This is a genomic window from Streptomyces sp. NPDC001796, assembly GCF_042892355.1.
In the GTDB taxonomy this organism is placed as follows: Bacteria; Actinomycetota; Actinomycetes; order Streptomycetales; family Streptomycetaceae; genus Streptomyces.
On record NZ_JBIAUC010000012.1, the window covers coordinates 1 to 19146 of the forward strand.

General features: G+C 73.4%; 16 protein-coding genes and 1 rRNA gene. 12 read left to right on the forward strand and 5 right to left on the reverse strand.

The genetic code is table 11. The features are described 5' to 3' along the window. Together rrf and ACFYZE_RS23320 are read left to right on the forward strand one after the other, a co-directional pair. Positions 1 to 105 (forward strand): 5S ribosomal RNA (gene rrf, locus ACFYZE_RS23315); the annotation flags it as partial. Positions 106 to 1377: 1272 nt separating this feature from the next. Further along, entirely contained in the window at positions 1378 to 2118 is a 741-nt protein-coding gene (locus ACFYZE_RS23320; protein ID WP_388997710.1) for a hypothetical protein, read from the forward strand. A gap of 63 nt (positions 2119 to 2181) precedes the next feature. Here the strand turns inward: ACFYZE_RS23320 and ACFYZE_RS23325 are convergent, their stop codons facing one another. After that, entirely contained in the window at positions 2182 to 3471 is a 1290-nt protein-coding gene (locus ACFYZE_RS23325) for a DUF1015 domain-containing protein (RefSeq protein WP_388997289.1), read from the reverse strand. Between the two features lie 72 nt (positions 3472 to 3543). Here ACFYZE_RS23325 and ACFYZE_RS23330 point away from each other — a divergent pair, with 72 nt between their 5' ends. Genes ACFYZE_RS23330 through ACFYZE_RS23345 form a run of 4 tightly spaced genes read left to right on the forward strand, consistent with a single transcriptional unit; the run spans position 3544 to position 7616 of the window. Next, positions 3544 to 4572, forward strand: a complete 1029-nt coding sequence (locus ACFYZE_RS23330; RefSeq protein ID WP_388997292.1) for an HAD hydrolase-like protein — start codon at positions 3544 to 3546, stop codon at positions 4570 to 4572. A gap of 53 nt (positions 4573 to 4625) precedes the next feature. After that, a complete protein-coding gene (locus ACFYZE_RS23335; RefSeq protein ID WP_388997295.1) occupies positions 4626 to 5669 on the forward strand; it encodes a FecCD family ABC transporter permease in 1044 nt (347 codons plus the stop codon). Further along, the gene (locus tag ACFYZE_RS23340; RefSeq protein WP_388997297.1) at positions 5666 to 6700 is read left to right on the forward strand and encodes a FecCD family ABC transporter permease; all 1035 of its coding nucleotides are present in this window, start codon (positions 5666 to 5668) and stop codon (positions 6698 to 6700) included. Before ACFYZE_RS23335 ends, ACFYZE_RS23340 begins: the two co-directional genes overlap by 4 nt. Before the next feature lie 37 nt (positions 6701 to 6737). Continuing rightward, complete coding sequence (locus ACFYZE_RS23345; RefSeq protein WP_388997713.1) at positions 6738 to 7616, forward strand: ABC transporter ATP-binding protein; 879 nt, start codon at positions 6738 to 6740, stop codon at positions 7614 to 7616. Here ACFYZE_RS23345 and ACFYZE_RS23350 read toward each other — a convergent pair. Beyond that, complete coding sequence (locus ACFYZE_RS23350; RefSeq protein WP_388997300.1) at positions 7600 to 7947, reverse strand: sterol-binding protein; 348 nt, start codon at positions 7945 to 7947, stop codon at positions 7600 to 7602. The genes ACFYZE_RS23345 and ACFYZE_RS23350 overlap by 17 nt on opposite strands. Before the next feature lie 52 nt (positions 7948 to 7999). Here ACFYZE_RS23350 and ACFYZE_RS23355 point away from each other — a divergent pair, with 52 nt between their 5' ends. The 6 genes from ACFYZE_RS23355 (at position 8000) to ACFYZE_RS23380 (ending at position 14100) form a co-directional block, all read left to right on the forward strand. Next, positions 8000 to 8323, forward strand: a complete 324-nt coding sequence (locus tag ACFYZE_RS23355) for a hypothetical protein (protein WP_388997303.1) — start codon at positions 8000 to 8002, stop codon at positions 8321 to 8323. Positions 8324 to 8378: 55 nt separating this feature from the next. Next, entirely contained in the window at positions 8379 to 9194 is an 816-nt protein-coding gene (locus tag ACFYZE_RS23360; RefSeq protein WP_388997306.1) for a TlyA family RNA methyltransferase, read from the forward strand. Next, complete coding sequence (locus ACFYZE_RS23365; RefSeq protein ID WP_388997309.1) at positions 9191 to 10096, forward strand: NAD kinase; 906 nt, start codon at positions 9191 to 9193, stop codon at positions 10094 to 10096. The genes ACFYZE_RS23360 and ACFYZE_RS23365 overlap by 4 nt, the downstream gene beginning before the upstream one ends. Positions 10097 to 10207: 111 nt before the next feature. Then, on the forward strand, positions 10208 to 11926 hold the full coding sequence (gene recN / locus ACFYZE_RS23370; protein WP_388997716.1) for a DNA repair protein RecN: 1719 nt from the start codon (positions 10208 to 10210) through the stop codon (positions 11924 to 11926). 40 nt (positions 11927 to 11966) lie between these two features. Beyond that, positions 11967 to 12776, forward strand: coding sequence for a hypothetical protein (locus ACFYZE_RS23375; protein ID WP_388997719.1), 810 nt, complete (start codon positions 11967 to 11969; stop codon positions 12774 to 12776). Positions 12777 to 12963: 187 nt separating this feature from the next. Further along, complete coding sequence (locus ACFYZE_RS23380) at positions 12964 to 14100, forward strand: glycosyltransferase family 4 protein (RefSeq protein ID WP_388997312.1); 1137 nt, start codon at positions 12964 to 12966, stop codon at positions 14098 to 14100. Positions 14101 to 14106: 6 nt separating this feature from the next. Here ACFYZE_RS23380 and ACFYZE_RS23385 read toward each other — a convergent pair whose 3' ends face one another. The 3 genes from ACFYZE_RS23385 to ACFYZE_RS23395 all read right to left on the reverse strand — a co-directional run bounded on the left by ACFYZE_RS23385 (position 14107) and on the right by ACFYZE_RS23395 (position 19065). Next, positions 14107 to 15747, reverse strand: a complete 1641-nt coding sequence (locus ACFYZE_RS23385; RefSeq protein ID WP_388997315.1) for a PucR family transcriptional regulator — start codon at positions 15745 to 15747, stop codon at positions 14107 to 14109. 49 nt (positions 15748 to 15796) lie between these two features. After that, positions 15797 to 17179, reverse strand: a complete 1383-nt coding sequence (locus ACFYZE_RS23390; protein ID WP_388997318.1) for an FAD-binding oxidoreductase — start codon at positions 17177 to 17179, stop codon at positions 15797 to 15799. Positions 17180 to 17262: 83 nt separating this feature from the next. Next, the gene (locus ACFYZE_RS23395) at positions 17263 to 19065 is read right to left on the reverse strand and encodes a glycoside hydrolase family 15 protein (RefSeq protein ID WP_388997321.1); all 1803 of its coding nucleotides are present in this window, start codon (positions 19063 to 19065) and stop codon (positions 17263 to 17265) included. Between the last annotated feature and the right edge of the window lie 81 nt (positions 19066 to 19146).

Consider the following 19146-nt stretch of genomic DNA (forward strand, 5'->3'; position numbering starts at 1 on the left):
AGCGTGAGGGAAACGCCCGGTTACATTCCGAACCCGGAAGCTAAGCCTTACAGCGCCGATGGTACTGCAGGGGGGACCCTGTGGGAGAGTAGGACGCCGCCGAACAATCTTTGGAGGACCCTTGGTCCCAGCGACATGCTGGGACCAAGGGTCCTTTTTCGTTTTCCCCGGGCGCGCCGGGTACCCGGCCGCGCGACAATGATTTTGCGGTACCGAAGACAGGAGTCACCCATGTCCACCAACTCTCCCGACGAGCGTCCTGAGCGCGACCAGCGCCGCCGGGACAGTGGTGACCGTGGCGGCTACCGCGGTGGCCCGCGCCGCGGCGACGACCGTGGCGGCTACGGCCGGCGCGACGACCGCCGTGGCGACGACCGGCGGGTCGGCGACCGGGGCGAGCGCGGCGACCGAGGCGGATTCCGTGGCCGTGACGACCGCGAGCGTGGTGGACGTCCTTCCTTCCGCGGGGACGACCGTTCATCCGGCCCGCGCCGCGACGACCGCGACCGGGGCTTCCGGCGCGACGGCGACCGCCCCTCCTTCCGTCGTGATGACGACCGGGGCGCATATGGCCGTCGGGACGACGACCGTGGTGGCTACGGCCGTCGGGACGACGACCGCGGTGGATCCCCCCGCCGTGATGACGATCGAGGCGGTTACGGCCGCCGCGACGACCGCGGCTTCCGTCGTGACGACCAGCGCGGTGGCCACCGAGACGACCAGCGCGGTGGCCACGGACGTCGTGACGACCGCGGCGGTTACGGCCGCCGTGACGACCGGCGCGACGATCGCCGTGATGGCGACCGCGGCGGCTTCCGTCGGGATGACCGCCGTGACGACCGGCCGTCCGGCCCGCGGCGTGACGACAGTCGCGAGGACCGTGGCTACCGCCGTGACGACCGGCCGTCCGGCCCCCGGCGTGACGACAGCCGCGACGACCGTGGCTACCGCCGTGACGACAGCCGTTCCGACCGCGGCTACCGCCGTGACGACAGCCGCGAGGATCGTGGTTACCGCCGTGACGACCGGCCGTCCGGCCCGCGGCGTGACGACAGTCGCGAGGATCGTGGCTACCGCCGTGACGACAGTCGCCAGGATCGTGGCTACCGCCGTGACGACCGGCCGTCCGGCCCGCGCCGTGACGACAGCCGCGACGACCGTGGCTACCGCCGTGACGACAGCCGTTCCGACCGCGGCGGTTTCCGTGGGCGTGACGACCGCGGTGGGCGTCCCGGTGGCTTCCGTGGGCGTGACGACCGCGGCGGTCGCCCCGGAGGCTTCCGTGGCCGTGACGACCGGCGTGGCGACGACCGGCGCGGTGGCGGCCGGTTCCGCGAGGAGCGGGACCGGGACCGGGACCGCGAGCCGATCAAGCGGCTGCCGATCCCCGAGGACGTCACCGGGGAGGAGATCGACAAGGACGTACGGCAGGAGCTTCAGAGCCTGCCCAAGACGCTCGCCGAGGACGTCGCCAAGAACCTGGTGATGGTCGCCCGGCTCATCGACGAGGACCCGGAGGGCGCATACGCGTACTCGAAGGTGGCGCTGCGCCTCGCGTCCCGCGTCGCCGCCGTGCGCGAGGCGGCCGGCTTCGCCGCGTACGCCAGCCAGAAGTACGGTGAGGCACTCGCCGAGTTCCGGGCCGCCCGGCGTATGACGGGCAGCGTCGACCTGTGGCCCGTCATGGCGGACTGCGAGCGTGGTCTCGGCCGGCCCGAAAAGGCGCTGGACATGGCCGGTGCGCCCGAGGTGCACAAGCTCGACAAGGCCGGTCAGGTCGAGATGCGGCTGGTGGCGGCCGGTGCGCGCCGCGACATGGGGCAGCTCGAAGCGGCGATCGTGACGCTGCAGAGCCCCGAGCTGGCGTCCAACTCCGTCCAGCCGTGGACCGCGAGGCTGCGGTACGCGTACGCCGACGCGCTGCTGGCCGCCGGTCGGGAGGGCGAGGCACGCGAGTGGTTCGCCAAGGCCGTCGAGGCCGACAGGGACGGCAGCACGGACGCCTCCGACCGGCTCGCCGAGCTGGACGGTGTGGAGTTCGTCGACGCCCTGGACGAGGACGAGAGCGAGCCCGACGCAGCCGGGGACGGCGGCGACGACGGCGGCGACGACGACTGACGCCGGTAGGCGGCACTGGGACGAGACAGGGCGGGACCCCAGCGGGTCCCGCCCTGTTGCATGTCAGAGCTCCAACGCTCGCAGCACCAGCCCCGACGCCGGTTTCGGGCCGAACGACGTCGACTTGCGCGGCATCGTCACGCCCTGGCGGGCCAGTTCGCGGACGACCTCCTCGCGGACCGGGTGCATCAGGACCGCCGTGCCGCCGTCGCGCTCCGCCTTCTCGACCGTGGCGGCCGCGTCGTGGATGTAGGCGATGTGTTGCTGCGAGTCCTCGGGGATACGCCAGACGTGTTCCAGGAGCGCGGCGTGCAGGACCGTCGCGTCCAGCGTGCGCCAGGCCGGGGGGCGGTCCGCCGGGACCGTGCGGGCCAGGAGGTCCGGGGACGGCCGGTCGACCAGGTGGAAGGCGCCGTCGCCGGCGAGGAGGTAGGCGTTGCCGGCGCAGGCGGCGTCGGCCAGCACCTCCAGGGCCTCGGGCAGCGGCAGACGCAGGTCGCGTACGCGGAACAATCCCTCGAGGGCGGACAGCGCCTCGGCGACCGGGAGCCGGTGCAGGAGGCGGTGGATCGCCCGGACCCGCAGCGGGTAGCGGACGGTGTCCACCAGCAGGACCAGGCCGTAGTCCCACGGGCTGGGGGAGGGGTGCTCCGCGCGTAGACGCACGTAGGTCGCCCAGCGGTGGTGGCCGTCGGCGATCAGGGCCTGGTGCCGGGCCAGGTCCGCCCGGATCTCCGCCAGGGCGTCGGGATCCGTCACCGACCACAGGCGGTGGCTGAAACCGTCCTCCGTGGTGGTGGCCAGCAATGGCAGGCGTTCGACGGTGCGTTCGACGACGGCCGTCGCTCCGGTCTCGGAGCCGCTGCCGCGGTAGGTGAGCAGCAAGGGTTCGAGGTTGGCGCAGGTGGCGCGCATCAGGGCCGCACGGTCCGCGATGACGTGCGGCATGACGTCCTCGTGGGGCAGCACCACGCCCTCCGAGGGCTCCGAGACGCGCAGCGCCCCTATGAGGCCGCGCTGGAGCACCCCGCCGCCCCGCTGCTCGTAGACGTAAAGGCCGGGCTCGGTGTCGGTCCTCAGGACGCCCTCGGCGAGCCAGCGGCGCAGGGTCTCCGCCGCCTGCTTGGTGCGTGCCGCCGGGGTGGCCGCCTGGGGCAGTATGAGGCGCACGATGTTGTGCGGGTCGGCCGACTCCAGATGGAGGAGTCCGTCCGGGCGCACGACGACGTCGTACGGCGGTGAGGTGACCGCGGCGAGGCTGCCGACGCGGTCAGGGTCGTAGCGCAGGCCCCGGAAGGGGGCCAGGTCAAGGCCCGTGTGCGCCGGTACGTCCCCGCGACCTGCAGTGTTCATTGATGCATCGTAAGTGTGTCAGTGCCGTGCGGGATGATCGGGGGAAGGCGATCGAGCGAGGAGCGATGCGTAATGAGCCAGACCGTCAGGATGCGGCCGGAGGGCAGTGACGTGCCCCTGAGCGAGGCGTACGACACGGCGCTGCTCGACCTGGACGGCGTGGTGTACGCGGGCGGGAGCGCGATCGCGCACGCCGTGGAGTCGCTGGGCGCGGCGAGCCGGGGCGGGATGCATCTGGCGTACGTGACGAACAACGCGCTGCGTACGCCGGACGTGGTGGCCGAGCATCTGACGGAGCTGGGGATACCGACGGGTGCCTCGGACGTCGTCACGTCGGCGCAGGCGGTGGCCCGGCTGATCAGTGAGCAGGTGCCCGCCGGGGCGCGGGTGCTGGTGATCGGTGGCGAGGGGCTGCGGGTCGCGCTGCGGGAGCGGGGGCTCGTGCCGGTCGAGTCGGCCGACGACGACCCGGTGGCCGTGGTGCAGGGCTATGGCGGGCCGCAGCTGCCGTGGGGGCGGTTCGCGGAGGCGTGTTACGCCATCGCGCGCGGGGTTCCGTGGTTCGCGTCCAACACGGATCTGACGATCCCGAGCGCCCGAGGTATCGCGCCGGGGAACGGGGCGGCCGTCGAGGTCGTACGGATCGCGACCGGCGCGGAGCCGCAGGTGGCGGGCAAGCCGCTGCCGCCGATGCATCGCGAGACGATTCTGCGCACGGGCGCGGAGCGGCCGCTGGTGGTGGGGGACCGGCTGGACACGGACATCGAGGGCGCGTTCAACGGCGGAGTCGACTCGCTGCTGGTCCTGACGGGCGTGACGGACGGCGCGCAGCTGCTGGCGGCGCCTCCGCAGCACCGGCCGACGTACGTGGACGCGGATCTGCGCGGGCTGCTGACGGGGCAGCCGGAGGTGGTCGCGGCGGGCGGCGGTTTCCGCTGCGGCGGCTGGACGGCGACAGCGCAGGAGGAGAGGTTGCAGCTGGAGGGTGACGGGGAGGCTCTGGACGGGCTGCGGGCGCTGTGTGCGGCTGCCTGGGCGGCAGCCGGGGAGGGTTCCTGCGGGCTGGACGGGGGGAAGGCGCTGGCGCGGCTGGGGCTGTGAGCGGAGGGGACGACCGGTCGAAACGCAAAGCGAGGGTAGGCTAACCTAACCGGGTGTTGGTCGACAGCCCTCCCGAACCGCGTGCGGACGCCGTCCCCGCACCCCCGACCCGCCGGGCGATACGGTCCCTCGGGCTCCTCGTCTCGGTCGTGATCCTGGCGTTCATCGCGCTGGCGAGCATCGCGATCGGGGCCAAAGGGCTCTCGCCGGCGCAGGTCTGGCACGGCCTGTTCCACGACTCCGGAACGTATGCCGACGTCGTGGTCGGCGACCGGCTGTCGCGCACGGTGCTCGGCCTGCTCGCCGGCGCCGCGCTCGGTCTCGCCGGTGCCGTCCTGCAGGCGCTCACCCGCAACCCGCTGGCCGATCCGGGCCTGCTCGGCATCAACGCGGGCGCGTCCGCGGCGGTCGTCACCGCCATCACGTACTTCGGTGTCACCAGCCTGAGCGGCTATGTGTGGTTCGCCTTCCTCGGCGCGGCCGCCGTCGGGGCCCTGGTGTGGTTCCTCGGCGGCAGCCGGGGCGCCACACCGGTGCGGCTGGCGCTCGCCGGAACCGCGATCAGCGCCGCGCTCTACGGCTACCTCCAGGCCGTGATGATCATGGACGACGCGGCGCTCGGCAAGATGCGCTTCTGGACGGTCGGTTCCCTGGCCTCGGCGACGGACGCGACCATCCGGCAGGTCCTGCCGTTCCTGCTGGCCGGTACGGTCCTCGCACTCGCGCTCGCCCGCCCGCTGAACGCCGTGGCCATGGGCGACGACACGGCCCGTGCACTCGGCGCGCACCTGGGCCGCACCCGCGCCCTGTCCATGGCCGCCGCCACCGTGCTCTGCGGGGCCGCGACCGCCGCCTGCGGGCCGATCGTGTTCGTCGGGTTGATGGTGCCGCACGCCGTACGGTCCTTCACCGGCCCCGACCTGCGCTGGATCCTGCCGTACGCGACCGTCCTGTCGCCGGTGCTGCTGCTCGGCGCCGACGTCGTCGGCCGAGTCGTCGCCCGGCCCGCCGAACTCCAGGTCGGCATCGTGACCGCGCTGCTCGGCGGCCCGGTCTTCATCTTCCTCGTACGGCGACGCAGGACGGCCCGACTGTGAAGTCCCAGCATGTCCTCAGGGCCCCCGGCGGGCTGTCCCTCCGACTGGACGTCCGGGCGCTCGTCGTCGTCGCCCTGCTCCTGCTCGTCGCGCTCACCGGGAGCGTGCTGCTGATCGGCACCGGCGACTTCCCGATCCCGGCCGGGGACGTCCTCAGAACACTGGCCGGCGACGGCAAACCGGGTCAGGAGTTCATCGTCACCGAGCTGCGGCTGCCGCGCGTGCTCGTCGGCCTGCTGGTCGGCGCCTCGCTCGGGCTCGGCGGTGCCCTGTTCCAGTCCCTCTCCCGCAATCCGCTGGGCAGCCCGGACGTGCTCGGCCTCAATCAGGGGGCGACGGCAGGGGCGCTGGTGATGATCGTGCTGTTCTCCGGCAGTGCCACCCAGGTCGCCCTGGGCGCGCTCGCCGGCGGCCTGGTGACCGGAGCCGCCATCTATCTGCTCGCCTGGAAGCAGGGCGTGCACGGTTACCGGCTCGTCCTGGTCGGCATCGGCGTGTCCGCGATCATGACGGCGGTCAACGGGTTTCTGCTCACCAAGGCCGACATGGTCGACGCGGCCCGCGCGGTCGTCTGGATGACGGGCTCGCTCAATGGCCGCGACTGGGACCAGGTCCGGCCGCTGTTCGCCCTCTGCGCCGTCCTCGTACCGCTGGTCCTCGGCAACGCGCGCGGGCTGCGGATGATGGAGATGGGCGACGACGTCTCGTGCGCCCTCGGGGTACGGGTGGAGCGCGTACGGCTGCTGCTGATGGTGTCCGCGGTGCTGCTCACCGCCGGTGCCACGGCCGCCGCGGGCCCGGTCGGATTCGTGGCGCTGACCGCGCCGCAGCTCGCCCGCAGGCTCACCCGGTCGGGGCCGAACCTGGTGCCCTCCATGGTCATGGGCGCCACCCTGCTGATCGTCGCCGACTGGGCCTCGCAGCGTCTCTTCGGCGCGGACCAGCTTCCTGTGGGCGTGGTGACCGGAGTCCTCGGCGGCGCCTATCTGCTCTGGCTGCTGGTCACCGAGCGCAGGGCGGGACGGATATGAGCCCGCGGAAGGGCCGGACATGGCGGAAGGGCCGGACATGAAGGCCGCGGGCGGACCGGACACGAACGACACCAGGACCACGAGGAGCACTGTGAACCGCCTCTGCGCCGACGACGTCACCCTCGCCTACGACCAGCGCGTGATCGCCGAGCGGTTGTCCGTGGAGATCCCCGACAACTCCTTCACCGTGATCGTCGGCCCGAACGCCTGCGGCAAGTCCACGCTGCTGCGCGCCCTGTCCCGGATGCTCAAGCCCGCGCAGGGGCGGGTACTGCTGGACGGGCAGGTCATCCAGTCGATGCCGGCGAAGAAGGTCGCGCGCACCCTGGGCCTGCTCCCGCAGTCCTCCATCGCACCCGACGGGATCACCGTCGCGGATCTGGTCGGGCGCGGCCGGTACCCGCACCAGGGACTCCTGCGCCAGTGGTCCGGCGAGGACGAGCGGGTCGTGAAGGAGTCCATGGCACGGACCGGCGTCGCGGAACTGGCCGACCGCTGTGTCGACGAGCTCTCCGGCGGCCAGCGGCAGCGCGTGTGGATCGCCATGGCGCTCGCCCAGCAGACCCCGCTGCTGCTGCTGGACGAGCCGACCACCTACCTCGACATCCAGCACCAGATCGACGTGCTCGACCTGTGCGCCGAACTGCACGAGGAGCAGGGGCGCACGATGGTCGCGGTCCTGCACGACCTCAACCACGCCGCCCGGTACGCCACCCACCTCATCGCCCTGCGCGGCGGCAGGGTCGTCGCCGAGGGCGCCCCGAACGACATCGTCACGGCCGAGCTGGTGGAGGAGGTCTTCGGCCTGCGCTGCCAGGTCGTCCCCGACCCGGAGACGGGAACACCGCTGGTGGTCCCGGCGGCCCGCAGGGCACGGGGAAAGGCGGCCGCCGCTGCCGCTAGAGAAGCTTCCTGAGGCGGAACAGGTCCCGCAGCCCGGCCTCCAGCCTGACCCGGCCCGAGCCCCACGCCTTGGCGAAGTGCAGTTCCCCGTCGACCATCGCCACCAGATCGTCCCCGGCCATGGCGAGTCTGATCTGGGCCTTCTCGCGTGGCGGCCCCTGGAGCGTGTCCAGCACCTCGATCCGGCCGTCCTCGAGGCGGCCGACGAAGGTGACGTCCAGGTCGGTGATGTGACAGCTCAGCGAGCGGTCCAGGGCCGTGGCATCCCGCACGTCCCCTTCGGCGCCCGCCAGGTTGTCCGAGAACTTCTCGAGTGCGCTGCGGCACTCCTCAATCGTCGCCATCGTGAGCGACGGTACCTCAGAGCCTGTCAGCGCTTCGCGATAGCGTCGTGGCATGAGCGACTCTGTGACGGAGACCGGGGCCCGGGCCCCGGCGCAAGCAGCGGTACCGGGGCCGGAAGCTCCCGCGGACTCCCCGTCCGGGCCGGCGGACGACCCCTCCGCGCCCGCCCCGCTGAACGTGCCCCGGACCCCCACCGGCGACGCCGATGTGGACGCGGCCTTGGAGCGCCTCGCCGACGCCGACCACCTCGCCACGGACGGGCACATCGAGGTGTACGAGGATGTGCATCGGGGGCTGCGTGACGCGCTCACCGCGCTCGACGCCCGTCCAGGGCCTCCGGCTCCCACCGGTCACCGGACCACCACCCCTCGATGAGACCCTTCGGGTCGTACCTTTTGAATGACGTACGGGAACAGGAGCTGAACCGAACGTGGCAGGAGTCGCACGCCGCCGTCTCGACGCGGAGCTGGTCCGCCGGAAGCTCGCGCGCTCACGCGAGCACGCCGGCCAGCTGATCGCCGCCGGGCGGGTCACCGTCGGCAAGACCGTCGCGACGAAACCCGCCACGCAGGTCGAGACCGCTGCCGCGATCGTGGTGGCGCAGGACGACAGCGACCCCGACTACGTCTCGCGCGGCGGCCACAAGCTCGCCGGCGCCCTGAAGGTCTTCGTCCCCCGGGGCCTGGCCGTCGAGGGACGGCGGGCGCTGGACGCCGGCGCGTCCACCGGCGGCTTCACCGACGTCCTGCTGCGCGCGGGCGCCGCCCATGTCGTCGCCGTCGACGTGGGATACGGACAACTCGCCTGGTCTCTCCGGAGTGATGAACGCGTCACCGTCAAGGACCGTACGAACGTACGCGAGTTGACGCTCGAAGCGATCGATGGGGAGCCAGTGGATCTTGTCGTGGGGGATCTGTCGTTCATCCCGCTCGGACTGGTGCTGCCCGCCCTGGTGCGGTGCGTGAAGCCGGACGCCGATCTGGTGATGATGGTCAAGCCGCAGTTCGAGGTGGGGAAGGAACGGCTCGGCAGCGGCGGCGTGGTGCGCAGCCCGCAGCTGCGCGCCGAGGCCGTGCGCGGGGTGGCCGAGCGGGCCGCGGAACTGGGACTCGGGGTGAAGGGCGTGACAGCCAGCCCGCTTCCCGGGCCGTCGGGCAATGTCGAGTACTTTCTGTGGCTGCGAGCCGGAGCACCCGCGCTGGACCCGGCCGACGTTGACCGTGCTGTGGCGGAGGGGCCGCGTTGACAACGAACCGAGCTCGGACTGTTTTCCTGCTGGCCCACACCGGTCGGTCCGCCGCCATCCGCAGTGCCGAGCTGGTGGTCAAGGGCCTGCTGCGCTCCGGGATCGGTGTGCGTGCTCTGGAGGACGAGGCGGCCGACCTTCCGCTGCCGGACGATGTGCAGCTGGTCAAGGAGGCCACCCCGCAGTGCCTCGACGGGTGCGAGCTGCTCATCGTGCTCGGCGGTGACGGCACCCTGCTGCGCGGCGCCGAGTTCGCCCGCGCCTCCGGGGTGCCGATGCTGGGCGTCAACCTCGGCCGGGTCGGCTTCCTCGCCGAGGCCGAGCGCGACGACCTCGACCGGGTCGTCGACCGGGTGGTCATGAAGGCGTACGAGGTCGAGGAGCGCATGACGGTCGACGTCGTCGTCCACAGGAACGGCGACATCGTGCACACCGACTGGGCGCTGAACGAGGCGGCCGTGCAGAAGGTCTCCGCCGAGAAGCTGCTCGAGGTCGTCCTGGAGATCGACGGGCGGCCGGTGACGGGCTTCGGCTGCGACGGCATCGTGTGCGCCACCCCCACCGGGTCCACCGCGTACGCCTTCTCCGCGGGTGGGCCCGTGGTGTGGCCGGAGGTGGAGGCGCTGTTGATGGTGCCGATCAGCGCGCACGCGCTGTTCGCCAAGCCGCTGGTGACCTCGCCGGACTCCGTGCTCGCCGTGGAGGTGCAGCCGGACACGTCGCACGGGGTGCTGTGGTGCGACGGGCGGCGGATGGTGGAGCTTCCGCAGGGGGCCCGGGTCGAGGTGCGGCGGGGCGCTGTGCCGGTGCGGCTGGCCCGGCTGCACCACGCTTCTTTCACCGACCGACTTGTGGCCAAGTTCGCGTTGCCCGTGTCCGGCTGGCGGGGGCGGCCGCAGTAGGAAAGTTCCGCACCGCGCCCCTTTCGGGGTGGGGTGTACCTCCCGCGAGTGACACGGGCCGCTCGCACTTCCCCAGCCGGACCTCGTAAGGTCTTCCCCGTGTTGGAGGAGATGCGGATACGGTCGCTCGGAGTCATCGACGACGCGGTCGTCGAGCTGTCGCCCGGCTTCACCGCCGTGACGGGTGAGACGGGTGCGGGCAAGACCATGGTCGTCACCAGTCTCGGACTGCTGCTCGGCGGGCGCGCCGACCCCGCACTCGTGCGGATCGGGGCGAAGAACGCGGTCGTCGAGGGCCGGATCGCCCTGCCCGAGGACGCCTCAGTCGCCGTACGTGCCGAAGAGGCCGGGGCCGAGCTCGACGACGGCTCCCTGATCGTCAGCCGTACCGTTTCCGCCGAGGGACGCTCGCGGGCGCACCTGGGCGGGCGTTCCGTGCCCGTCGGCGTGCTGGCGGAGCTGGCCGACGAACTGGTCGCCGTGCACGGGCAGACCGACCAGCAGGGCCTGCTCAAGCAGTCCCGGCAGCGGCAGGCGCTGGACCGGTACGCCGGGGACGCCGTCGCCGTACCGCTCGCCAAGTACCAGGAGGCCTACCGGCGGCTGCGCGCGGTCTCCGCCGAGCTCGACGAGATCACCACGCGCGCCCGTGAGCGCGCCCAGGAAGCCGACATGCTGCGCTTCGGGCTCGAGGAGATCGCGGCCGTGGAGCCGCGGCCCGGCGAGGACGTGGAGCTGGCCGAGGAGGCCGAGCGGCTCGGGCACGCCGAGGCGCTGGCATCGGCGGCGACGGCCGCGCACACGGCGCTCGCGGGCAACCCCGAGGATCCCGAGGGCGTCGACGCCTCCACCCTGGTCGCGGGCGCCCACCGGGCGCTGGAGGCGGTGCGGTCGCACGACCCGGCCCTTGCGGGGCTCGCCGACCGGATCGGGGAGATCGGCATCCTGCTGGGCGATGTGGCCGGTGAGCTGGCCGGGTACGCCGACGACCTGGACGCCGACCCGCTGCGGCTCGCGGCCGTGGAGGAGCGGCGGGCCGCACTCACGGCACTGACCCGGAAGTACGGCGAGGACATCAATGCCGTTCTCGCCTGGGCGGAGCAGAGCGCCGGCCGGCTGACCGAACTCGACGGCGACGACGAGCGGATCGAGGAGCTGGCCGCCGAGCGTGACGCCCTGCGGACCGAGCTGGGCGGTCTGGCACAGGAGTTGACGGACGCGCGGGCGGAGGCCGCCGAGCGGTTCGCCGCCGCCGTCACCGCCGAGCTCGCCTCACTCGCCATGCCGCACGCGCGCGTGTCGTTCGAGATCCGGCAGACCGATGATCCGGACGGGGTCGAGGTCGGGGGGCGTACGGTCGCCTACGGGCCGTCGGGCGTCGACGACGTCGAACTGCTGCTCGCCCCGCACCCCGGCGCGCCGCCGCGGCCCATCGCCAAGGGCGCCTCGGGTGGTGAGCTGTCCCGCGTGATGCTCGCCGTGGAGGTCGTCTTCGCGGGCACCGACCCCGTGCCGACGTACCTCTTCGACGAGGTCGACGCGGGTGTCGGCGGCAAGGCGGCGGTCGAGATCGGGCGCCGGCTCGCGAAGCTCGCGAAGACCGCGCAGGTCGTGGTCGTCACCCATCTGCCGCAGGTGGCGGCGTTCGCCGACCGGCAGCTGCTGGTGGAGAAGACCAACGACGGCTCGGTCACACGCTCCGGGGTGAAGGTCCTGGAGGGCGAGGACCGGATCCGTGAGCTGTCCCGGATGCTGGCGGGCCAGGAGGACTCGGAGACCGCCCGCGCCCACGCCGAGGAGCTGCTGGCCACGGCACGGGCGGACGTGTAGGACACGGTTCGGCCGCCCGCTCGCTTAGGGTGGCGGGATGATGATCGGGCGTTCCCGCAGGACCGTTTCGTTCGCGCTCGCCGCGGCCGTCACCCGTGCCGCGACCGCCGCCCTGCGTGCCGCGGCACCGGGCGGGCGGCGGCGTTGGGAGCGGACGAACCACGCCGGGCGGACCGTCGTGCTGTACCCGGGGCCCGCTGTGGCCGCGGCGGCCACGGCCGGGGCCTGGCGGGTCCACCCGGCGGCCGGGTTCGCGGTGCTGGCCGCCGGTGCCTGCGGGGCCTACGACGACATCGCCGGCGCGGGCGACGCGCGGCGGGGGTTCCGGGCGCATCTGTCGGCCCTGCGGGACGGTGACGTCACCACCGGTGCCGTGAAGCTGTTCGGGATCTCGTCCGCCGCCCTCACCGCGGGGGCCTTGCTCAAGGAGCGGCCCCTGGACAAGGTGCTCGCGGGTGTGGTCATCGCCGGAGCCGCGCACTTCGTGAACCTCGTGGATGTACGGCCCGGGCGCGCCGCCGGGGCCGTTCTCGCGCTGGCCGCCCCCGGGCTGCTGCGCAAGGGCGCCTGCGGGGAACTGGCCGCCGTCGCGATCGGGGCCGCGGCCGCCGCTCTCCCCGACGACCTGGGCGAGCGCGCGATGCTCGGCGACACCGGGGCGCACGCCCTGGGCGCCGCGCTCGGCGCCGCCGCCGTAGCGGGCAACGGGCGAGCCGGAGTTCTGGCCCACGCGGTCGCGTTCGTGGCCGCGGCGGTGTGCGGGGACAAGGTGAGCGAAGCGGCGAGGTCGTGGCGGATCGGGCAGTTGCCCGTGGCCCCCCTCCCGCCGGCCACTGTCTCACCCGTGTGAGTGACCGCGGCGCGCCCCCGGGCGCCCGCTGCACCGACCTCGCCCGCGCCCGCCCGTGCCGCAACACCCGCGCGCCCTGGCATCCTTGAGTCAACCGCGGTCCACCTCGCGCGGTCCATGCCCACCGCGCGATCCTTCTGTACGTTTCTTCGTGACCGTCCGACGCCGAACCAGGAGCCCCGGCCACGTGAGCCTCGCCAGCAGCCCCTCACCGCACGGCCGGTCGCCGCTGCGCACCGTGCAGGTGCTCGGCGGGGGCAGCGCGGGCAGCAGCGCGCACGTGCGCACACTGGCGGCGGGCCTGGTCGCCAGGGGCGTGCGCGTGACCGTGTGCGCCCCCTTCGAGGCCGAGCGCACCTACGATTTCACCGGCGCCGGCGCGCAGCACGTACCCGTGCCCCGCAGCACGGACCCCGCCTCCCTGGCCGCGCTCCGCATCGCCTGCGGCGACGCCGACCTGGTGCATGCGCACGGGCTGCACGCGGGCCTGCGTGCCGCGCTCGCCCTCGGCGGACGCCGCACCCCGCTCGTCGTCACCTGGCACACCCGGGCGCACGCCGAGGGCGCCCGCGCCCATCTGCTGCGCCTGCTGGAGCGGCGCGTGGCCCGGGCCGCGTCCGTCGTGCTCGGCACATCGTCCGACCTGGTCGAACGGGCCCGCCGACGAGGCGCCCGCGACGCCCGCCTCGCCGCCGCCGCGTTCCCCGCACCCCGCAAGCCCACCGAGTACGGGGACCCAGACCGGCTGCGCCCCAAGCTCCGCGCGGAGCTCGGCGCCACCGGCCGGCCGTTGCTCATGGCCGTCGGCGCCCTCGACCGGCACCGCGGCCACGACGTGCTGCTGGACGCCTCCCGCGCTTGGCGCGGCATCGACCCGGCGCCGCTGGTCGTGATCGCGGGGGAGGGACCGCTGCGCACGGTGCTGCAGCGGCGCATCGAGGACGAGGGGCTCCCGGTTCGGCTGCTGGGGCGGCGCGAGGACGTGGCGGAGCTGCTGGCCGCCGCCGACATCGCGCTGCTGCCCAGCAGTTGGGAGTCCCGGTCCGTCCTCGCCCAGGAGGCCCTGCACGCGCGTGTGCCGCTCGTCGCCACCGACGTCGGCGGCATTCGCGAACTCGTCGGTGACGCCGCCGAACTCGTCCCTTACGGGGACGCGGACGCGCTCGCCACCGCCGTCGTACGCCTCCTCGATGACACGGCCCGCCGCGAGGCGCTGAAGGAGAAGGGCACGAGGCAGGCCGCGACCTGGCCCACCGAGGACGAGACCGTCGCCCAGGTCCTCAGCGTCTACGACGAGTTGACCCAGGTGCGGCCCTACCCCTGAGGACGGTCAGGGCACGTGGCGGCGTGCCCGCAGCGCCAGGCTCAGCGTCAGGACCGTCTGCGGGTCGTCCAGGTCCGCGCCCAGCAACTCCCCGATCCTCGCCAGCCGGTTGTAGAGCGTCTGCCGGTTCAGATGCAGCTCGCGGGCCGTCTCCGCCTTGCGGCCGGCATGCGCCAGATACGTCTCAAGCGTCGGCAGCAGCGGCGGCTTGGAACGGTCGTCGTGCTCCCGCAGCGGGCCGATCGCGCGGTCCACGAACGCCGCCAGGTCCGGATGGTCGCGCAGCCGCCACAGCAGCAGGTCGATGTCCAGACGGCGGGCGTCGTACCAGGGCAGCTCCGGCAGCCCCTGCGCCGCCGTCGCGGTCTCCGCCGCGTGCCGCAGCCCCGCCGACGCCGAGGCCCAGCCACCCGCCGCCCCGACCACCACCACCGGCGGCCTGGCGCCCGGCCGCCGCATGCCCGCCCGCTCCACGCCCACCCGCAGCGTCGCGGCCACCCGGTCGGCGATCGCGGCCCGCTCCGACTCCGAGCGCAGCCCCAGCAGCAGCGGCACCCGCCCCTCCACCGGCCGCACGCCCAGCAGCACCGGCACCCCGAGCGACGCCAGCTCCTCCGCGACCGCCCGCGCCAGCACCGCCCAGCCCCCACCGCCCGGCGTCGGCCCGTCCGCGAGGCGCATCACCACCGGCAGCAGCGGGCCGCGGCCCGGCTTGAAGCCCAGCACCCGGGCCTGCGTCGGCGCGTCCTCGGCGGTGATCCGGCCCTCGGCCAGGTCGGTGAGGAAGTCGCCGCGCCCGCGCGCCGCCAGCTCCTCCTCCTGCCGGGCCTGCATCAGCACCACGGCGAGGCTGCTCGCCGCTCGCTCGGCGGCGATCCGGTGCACCGGCGCCACCGGCCCGCTCACCGGGAGCAGCACCAGCCGGGCCCGTACGGACCCCGCGCCGGGCCCGCCGCCCGGCACGTCCACGATCACCGTCCCGGCCGGCGGCGCGTCCTTGTGGTGGCCTCGCAACCCCTCCCACACCTGCAAGGGGTCAGTGTCCGCAGGGCCGGTCCCGGCGGCGTAGAGCAGCTGACCGTCGGCGGTCTCCAGGAACACCGGGTTGCCGCCGAAGTCGGCCAGGATGCCCAGGACCTGCGGCACCCCGCCCCCGCCGAGCAGCGCCTCGGTGCAGCGGCGGTGCACCTCCTCGGCCCGCTGGAGCAGCGCGTAGTGCCCGTTGACGATCTCGGTGTGGATCTCCTCGGTGACCGTCACGAACGGCACCTCGCGGTGCAGCTGCACCAGCGGCAGCCCGGCGGCCTTCGCCGACTCGACGAGGGTGGCGGGCAGCCGGGTGAACCGGGTGCCCAGCTCCACCACCAGGGCCGCGATACCGCGCTCGGCCAGCGTGCGCACGAACGCCCGCTGGTCGGCGGGGCGGGTGCCGAGCCCGTACCCGGTGGTCAGCAGCAGCTCACCGCCCTTGAGCAGCGAGGCGATGTTCGGCACCTCGCCCGCGTGCACCCAGCGCACCGTGCGGCCCAGCCGGTCGGCGCCCGCCAGCACCTCCGGCAGCCCGCTGCGCAGCCCGGGCAGCTCCAGCGCCCGCCGCACCGTGATACCGGCGCCCTCGGTGCCCGGGAGGTCGAAACGGCTGTCCATGCGGCGACGCTACCTGCGCGGACGCCGTGGGCGCAGCGCCGCGGGCCGGTCAGGCGGGCGGGATGTTGTGGTTGTAGCGGAACACGTTGTCCGGGTCGTACTGCCGCTTGACCTGCGCCAGCCGGTTGAGGTTCTCGGTGCCGAGGCCGGCCACCACCCGGTCCCTGCCCTCGTCCCCGACCAGGCTGAGGTGCACCGCGCCGGTGCGCCAGGGCCGGACGTCGGTGCGCGCCTGCTCGACCCACCGGCAGACCCGCTCGTCGTCCGCCGGGTCCTCCCAGATGCCGAACGCGTCCACGGCCCAGGGCGCGTCCCGGAAGGGCACGGGGTACTCGGCGGGCCCGGAGGCCACCGCCCCGCCGAGCGGGACCAGCATGTGCCGGCAGCCGGTGGGGGCGGGCATGGCGCGGGCACGGGCGCAGAACAGGTCGACCAGCTCGTCGGGCAGACCCGTCACGTGCTCGGCCGACCAGTGGTGGCGCAGTCCGGATGGCACATCGAACATGCACTGGACGTCGGCGTACGGCATCGAGGCCACGCGTGCGGAATCGTGCGGCAGCGCCAGCAGCGGACGGGCGAGCTCCCGCACATCCTCCACGGGGCCGGCGCAGGTGATCAGCACGATGCACACGAGCGTGCCCACCAGGTGCCCGGGGACGTACGGCGCGGGCGGCCCGGACCGGAACAGTACGGCGCCGCCCGCCTTCGGCGGCCCGCAGACGAAGACGTCGCCGAAGCGCCGGACCACCTCGGGGCCGTTCTCCGGCCGGAACACGACCAGGGCGACCGAGAACGCCGGCAGCTCGTGCAGCCGGAGCGTGAGCGCGGTGGCGACACCGAAGTTGCCGCCGCCGCCGTGCAACGCCCAGAACAGCTCCGGGTTCTCCCGGGCGGTGGCGAGCACCGTGGAGCCGTCCGCGGTCACCAGTTCGACGCCGAGCAGGTTGTCGACGGCGAGGCCGAAGGCCCGGTCCAGCCAGCCGCTGCCGCCGCCGAGCACGAAGCCGCCGACGCCGGTGCTGGAGACCCGGCCGCCTGTGGTCGCGAGCCCGTGGAGCTGGGTGGCACGGTCCAGGTGGCTCATCACGGCTCCGCCCTCAACCCGCACCGACGCCGATCCGGGATGGACCGTCACCTCGTGCATCCGGCGCAGGTCCACCACCAGACCGTTGTCGTTGAGCGCCATGCCCGCGACGCTGTGCCCGCCGCCCCGAACCGCGATCTTCAGATCCAGCTCCCGGGCGAAGCGCACCGACCGAACGACGTCGGCCTTCCCCTCGCACTGCGCGATCACGGCCGGATGGCGGTCGATCATCGCGTTGAAGACCGTCCGGGCCCCGTCGTAGCCCGCATCACCAGGGGCGAAGACCTGGCCGGCCAGGTCCGCGCGGAGCGCGTCGAGCGCCGTGCGCGCCTTCGAAAGGGGAGCCATCGCAGCCGCCCCCTTCCGGCGGGGGGACAGGTCTGCCTTCAGCGTAGGCAGGCACGGCGCATCGGTCCTGTCCGGCGGAGAGCTCAGCCCCCGTACGCCCCGGACGCCGTCAGCCGCAGTGCCGTGTCGATCAGTGGCACGTGGCTGAACGCCTGCGGGAAGTTGCCGACCTGGCGCTTCAGGCGCGGGTCCCACTCCTCCGCGAGCAGCCCCACGTCGTTGCGCAGCGCCAGCAGCTTCTCGAACAGCTTGCGGGCCTCGTCCACGCGGCCGATCATCGCCAGGTCGTCGGCCATCCAGAACGAGCAGGCGAGGAACGCGCCCTCGTCGCCCGGCAGGCCGTCCACGCCCTCCTCGTCGCCCGAGGTCGGGTAGCGCAGGATGAAGCCGTCCGACGTGGACAGCTCCCGCTGGATCGCCTCGATCGTGCCGATCACCCGCTTGTCGTCCGGCGGCAGGAAGCCCATCTGCGGGATCAGCAGCAGCGAGGCGTCCAGCTCCTTGGAGCCGTAGGACTGCGTGAAGGTGTTGCGCTCCTTGTCGTAGCCCTTCTCGCACACGTCCCGGTGGATGTCGTCGCGCAGCTCGCGCCACTTCTCCAGCGGGCCGTCCGCCTCCCCGGACTCGAGCAGCTTGATCGTGCGGTCCACCGCCACCCAGGCCATCACCTTGGAGTGCACGAAGTGCCGACGGGGGCCGCGCACCTCCCAGATGCCCTCGTCCGGCTCGTCCCAGTGCTGCTCGAGGTAGCGGATCAGCTTCAGCTGGAGCAGGGAGGCGTAGTCGTTGCGGGCGAGCCCGGTCATGTGGGCCAGGTGCAGGGCCTCGGTGACCTCTCCGTACACGTCCAGCTGCAGCTGGTGCGCGGCGCCGTTGCCGACGCGCACCGGGGCGGAGTTCTCGTAGCCGGGCAGCCAGTCCAGCTCGGCCTCGCCCAGCTCCCGCTCGCCCGCGATGCCGTACATGATCTGCAGGTTCTCCGGGTCACCGGCCACGGCCCGCAGCAGCCACTCGCGCCAGGCGCGTGCCTCCTCGCGGTAGCCGGTGCGCAGCAGCGACGACAGGGTGATCGCCGCGTCCCGCAGCCAGGTGTAGCGGTAGTCCCAGTTGCGCACGCCGCCGATCTCCTCCGGCAGGGACGTCGTGGGCGCCGCCACGATGCCGCCGGTCGGCGCGTACGTCAGGGCCTTCAGGGTGATCAGCGAGCGGATGACGGCCTCGCGGTAGGGGCCGTGGTACGTACAGTGCTCGACCCACTCGCGCCAGAAGTCCTCGGTCGCCTCCAGCGACTGCTCGGGCTCCGGCAGCGGCGGCGGCTCCTTGTGCGAGGGCTGCCAGGAGATCGTGAACGCGAACCGGTCACCCGGTGCGACCGTGAAGTCCGCGTACGTGGTCAGACCCTTGCCGTAGGTCTCGGCCTCGGTGTCGAACCACACGGAGTCCGGTCCCGCGACGGCCACCGTGCGGCCCTCGTGCTTGTGCACCCAGGGCACGATGCGCCCGTAGGAGAAGCGCATGCGCAGCGCCGACCGCATCGGCACCCGGCCCGTGACGCCCTCGACGATCCGGATCAGCTGGGGGGCGCCGTCACGCGGCGGCATGAGGTCGATGACCCGGACCGTGCCGCGCGGGGTGTCCCACTCGGACTCCAGGATCAGCGACTCGCCGCGGTACGTGCGCCGGGTCGCCCGCGGCGGCTCGGCGTCCGACGCGTGGGCCGGGCCCAGTCGCCAGAAGCCGTGTTCCTCCGTGCCGAGCAGTCCCGCGAAGACGGCATGGGAATCGAAGCGGGGCAGGCACAGCCAGTCCACGGTGCCGTCCCGGCAGACCAGCGCCGCGGTCTGCATGTCTCCGATGAGTGCGTAGTCTTCGATGCGCCCGGCCAATGCAACTCCAGTCGAACGGCCACGTCGCCCCGAGGGGCGGTCGCTCTGTGCGGTCATGGGGGTCATGAGAAACGCGTTGTT

What these genes read in the sequence shown, in the direction of transcription:
- recN (WP_388997716.1), top strand. Translation starts at nt 10,208, where the DNA reads ATGCGGATACGGTCGCTCGGAGTCATCGACGACGCGGTCGTCGAGCTG.
- ACFYZE_RS23350 (WP_388997300.1), bottom strand. Translation starts at nt 7,947, where the DNA reads ATGGCGACGATTGAGGAGTGCCGCAGCGCACTCGAGAAGTTCTCGGAC.
- ACFYZE_RS23390 (WP_388997318.1), bottom strand. Translation starts at nt 17,179, where the DNA reads ATGGCTCCCCTTTCGAAGGCGCGCACGGCGCTCGACGCGCTCCGCGCG.
- ACFYZE_RS23355 (WP_388997303.1), top strand. Translation starts at nt 8,000, where the DNA reads ATGAGCGACTCTGTGACGGAGACCGGGGCCCGGGCCCCGGCGCAAGCA.
- ACFYZE_RS23325 (WP_388997289.1), bottom strand. Translation starts at nt 3,471, where the DNA reads ATGAACACTGCAGGTCGCGGGGACGTACCGGCGCACACGGGCCTTGAC.
- ACFYZE_RS23375 (WP_388997719.1), top strand. Translation starts at nt 11,967, where the DNA reads ATGATCGGGCGTTCCCGCAGGACCGTTTCGTTCGCGCTCGCCGCGGCC.
- ACFYZE_RS23330 (WP_388997292.1), top strand. Translation starts at nt 3,544, where the DNA reads ATGAGCCAGACCGTCAGGATGCGGCCGGAGGGCAGTGACGTGCCCCTG.
- ACFYZE_RS23385 (WP_388997315.1), bottom strand. Translation starts at nt 15,747, where the DNA reads ATGGACAGCCGTTTCGACCTCCCGGGCACCGAGGGCGCCGGTATCACG.
- ACFYZE_RS23345 (WP_388997713.1), top strand. Translation starts at nt 6,738, where the DNA reads ATGAAGGCCGCGGGCGGACCGGACACGAACGACACCAGGACCACGAGG.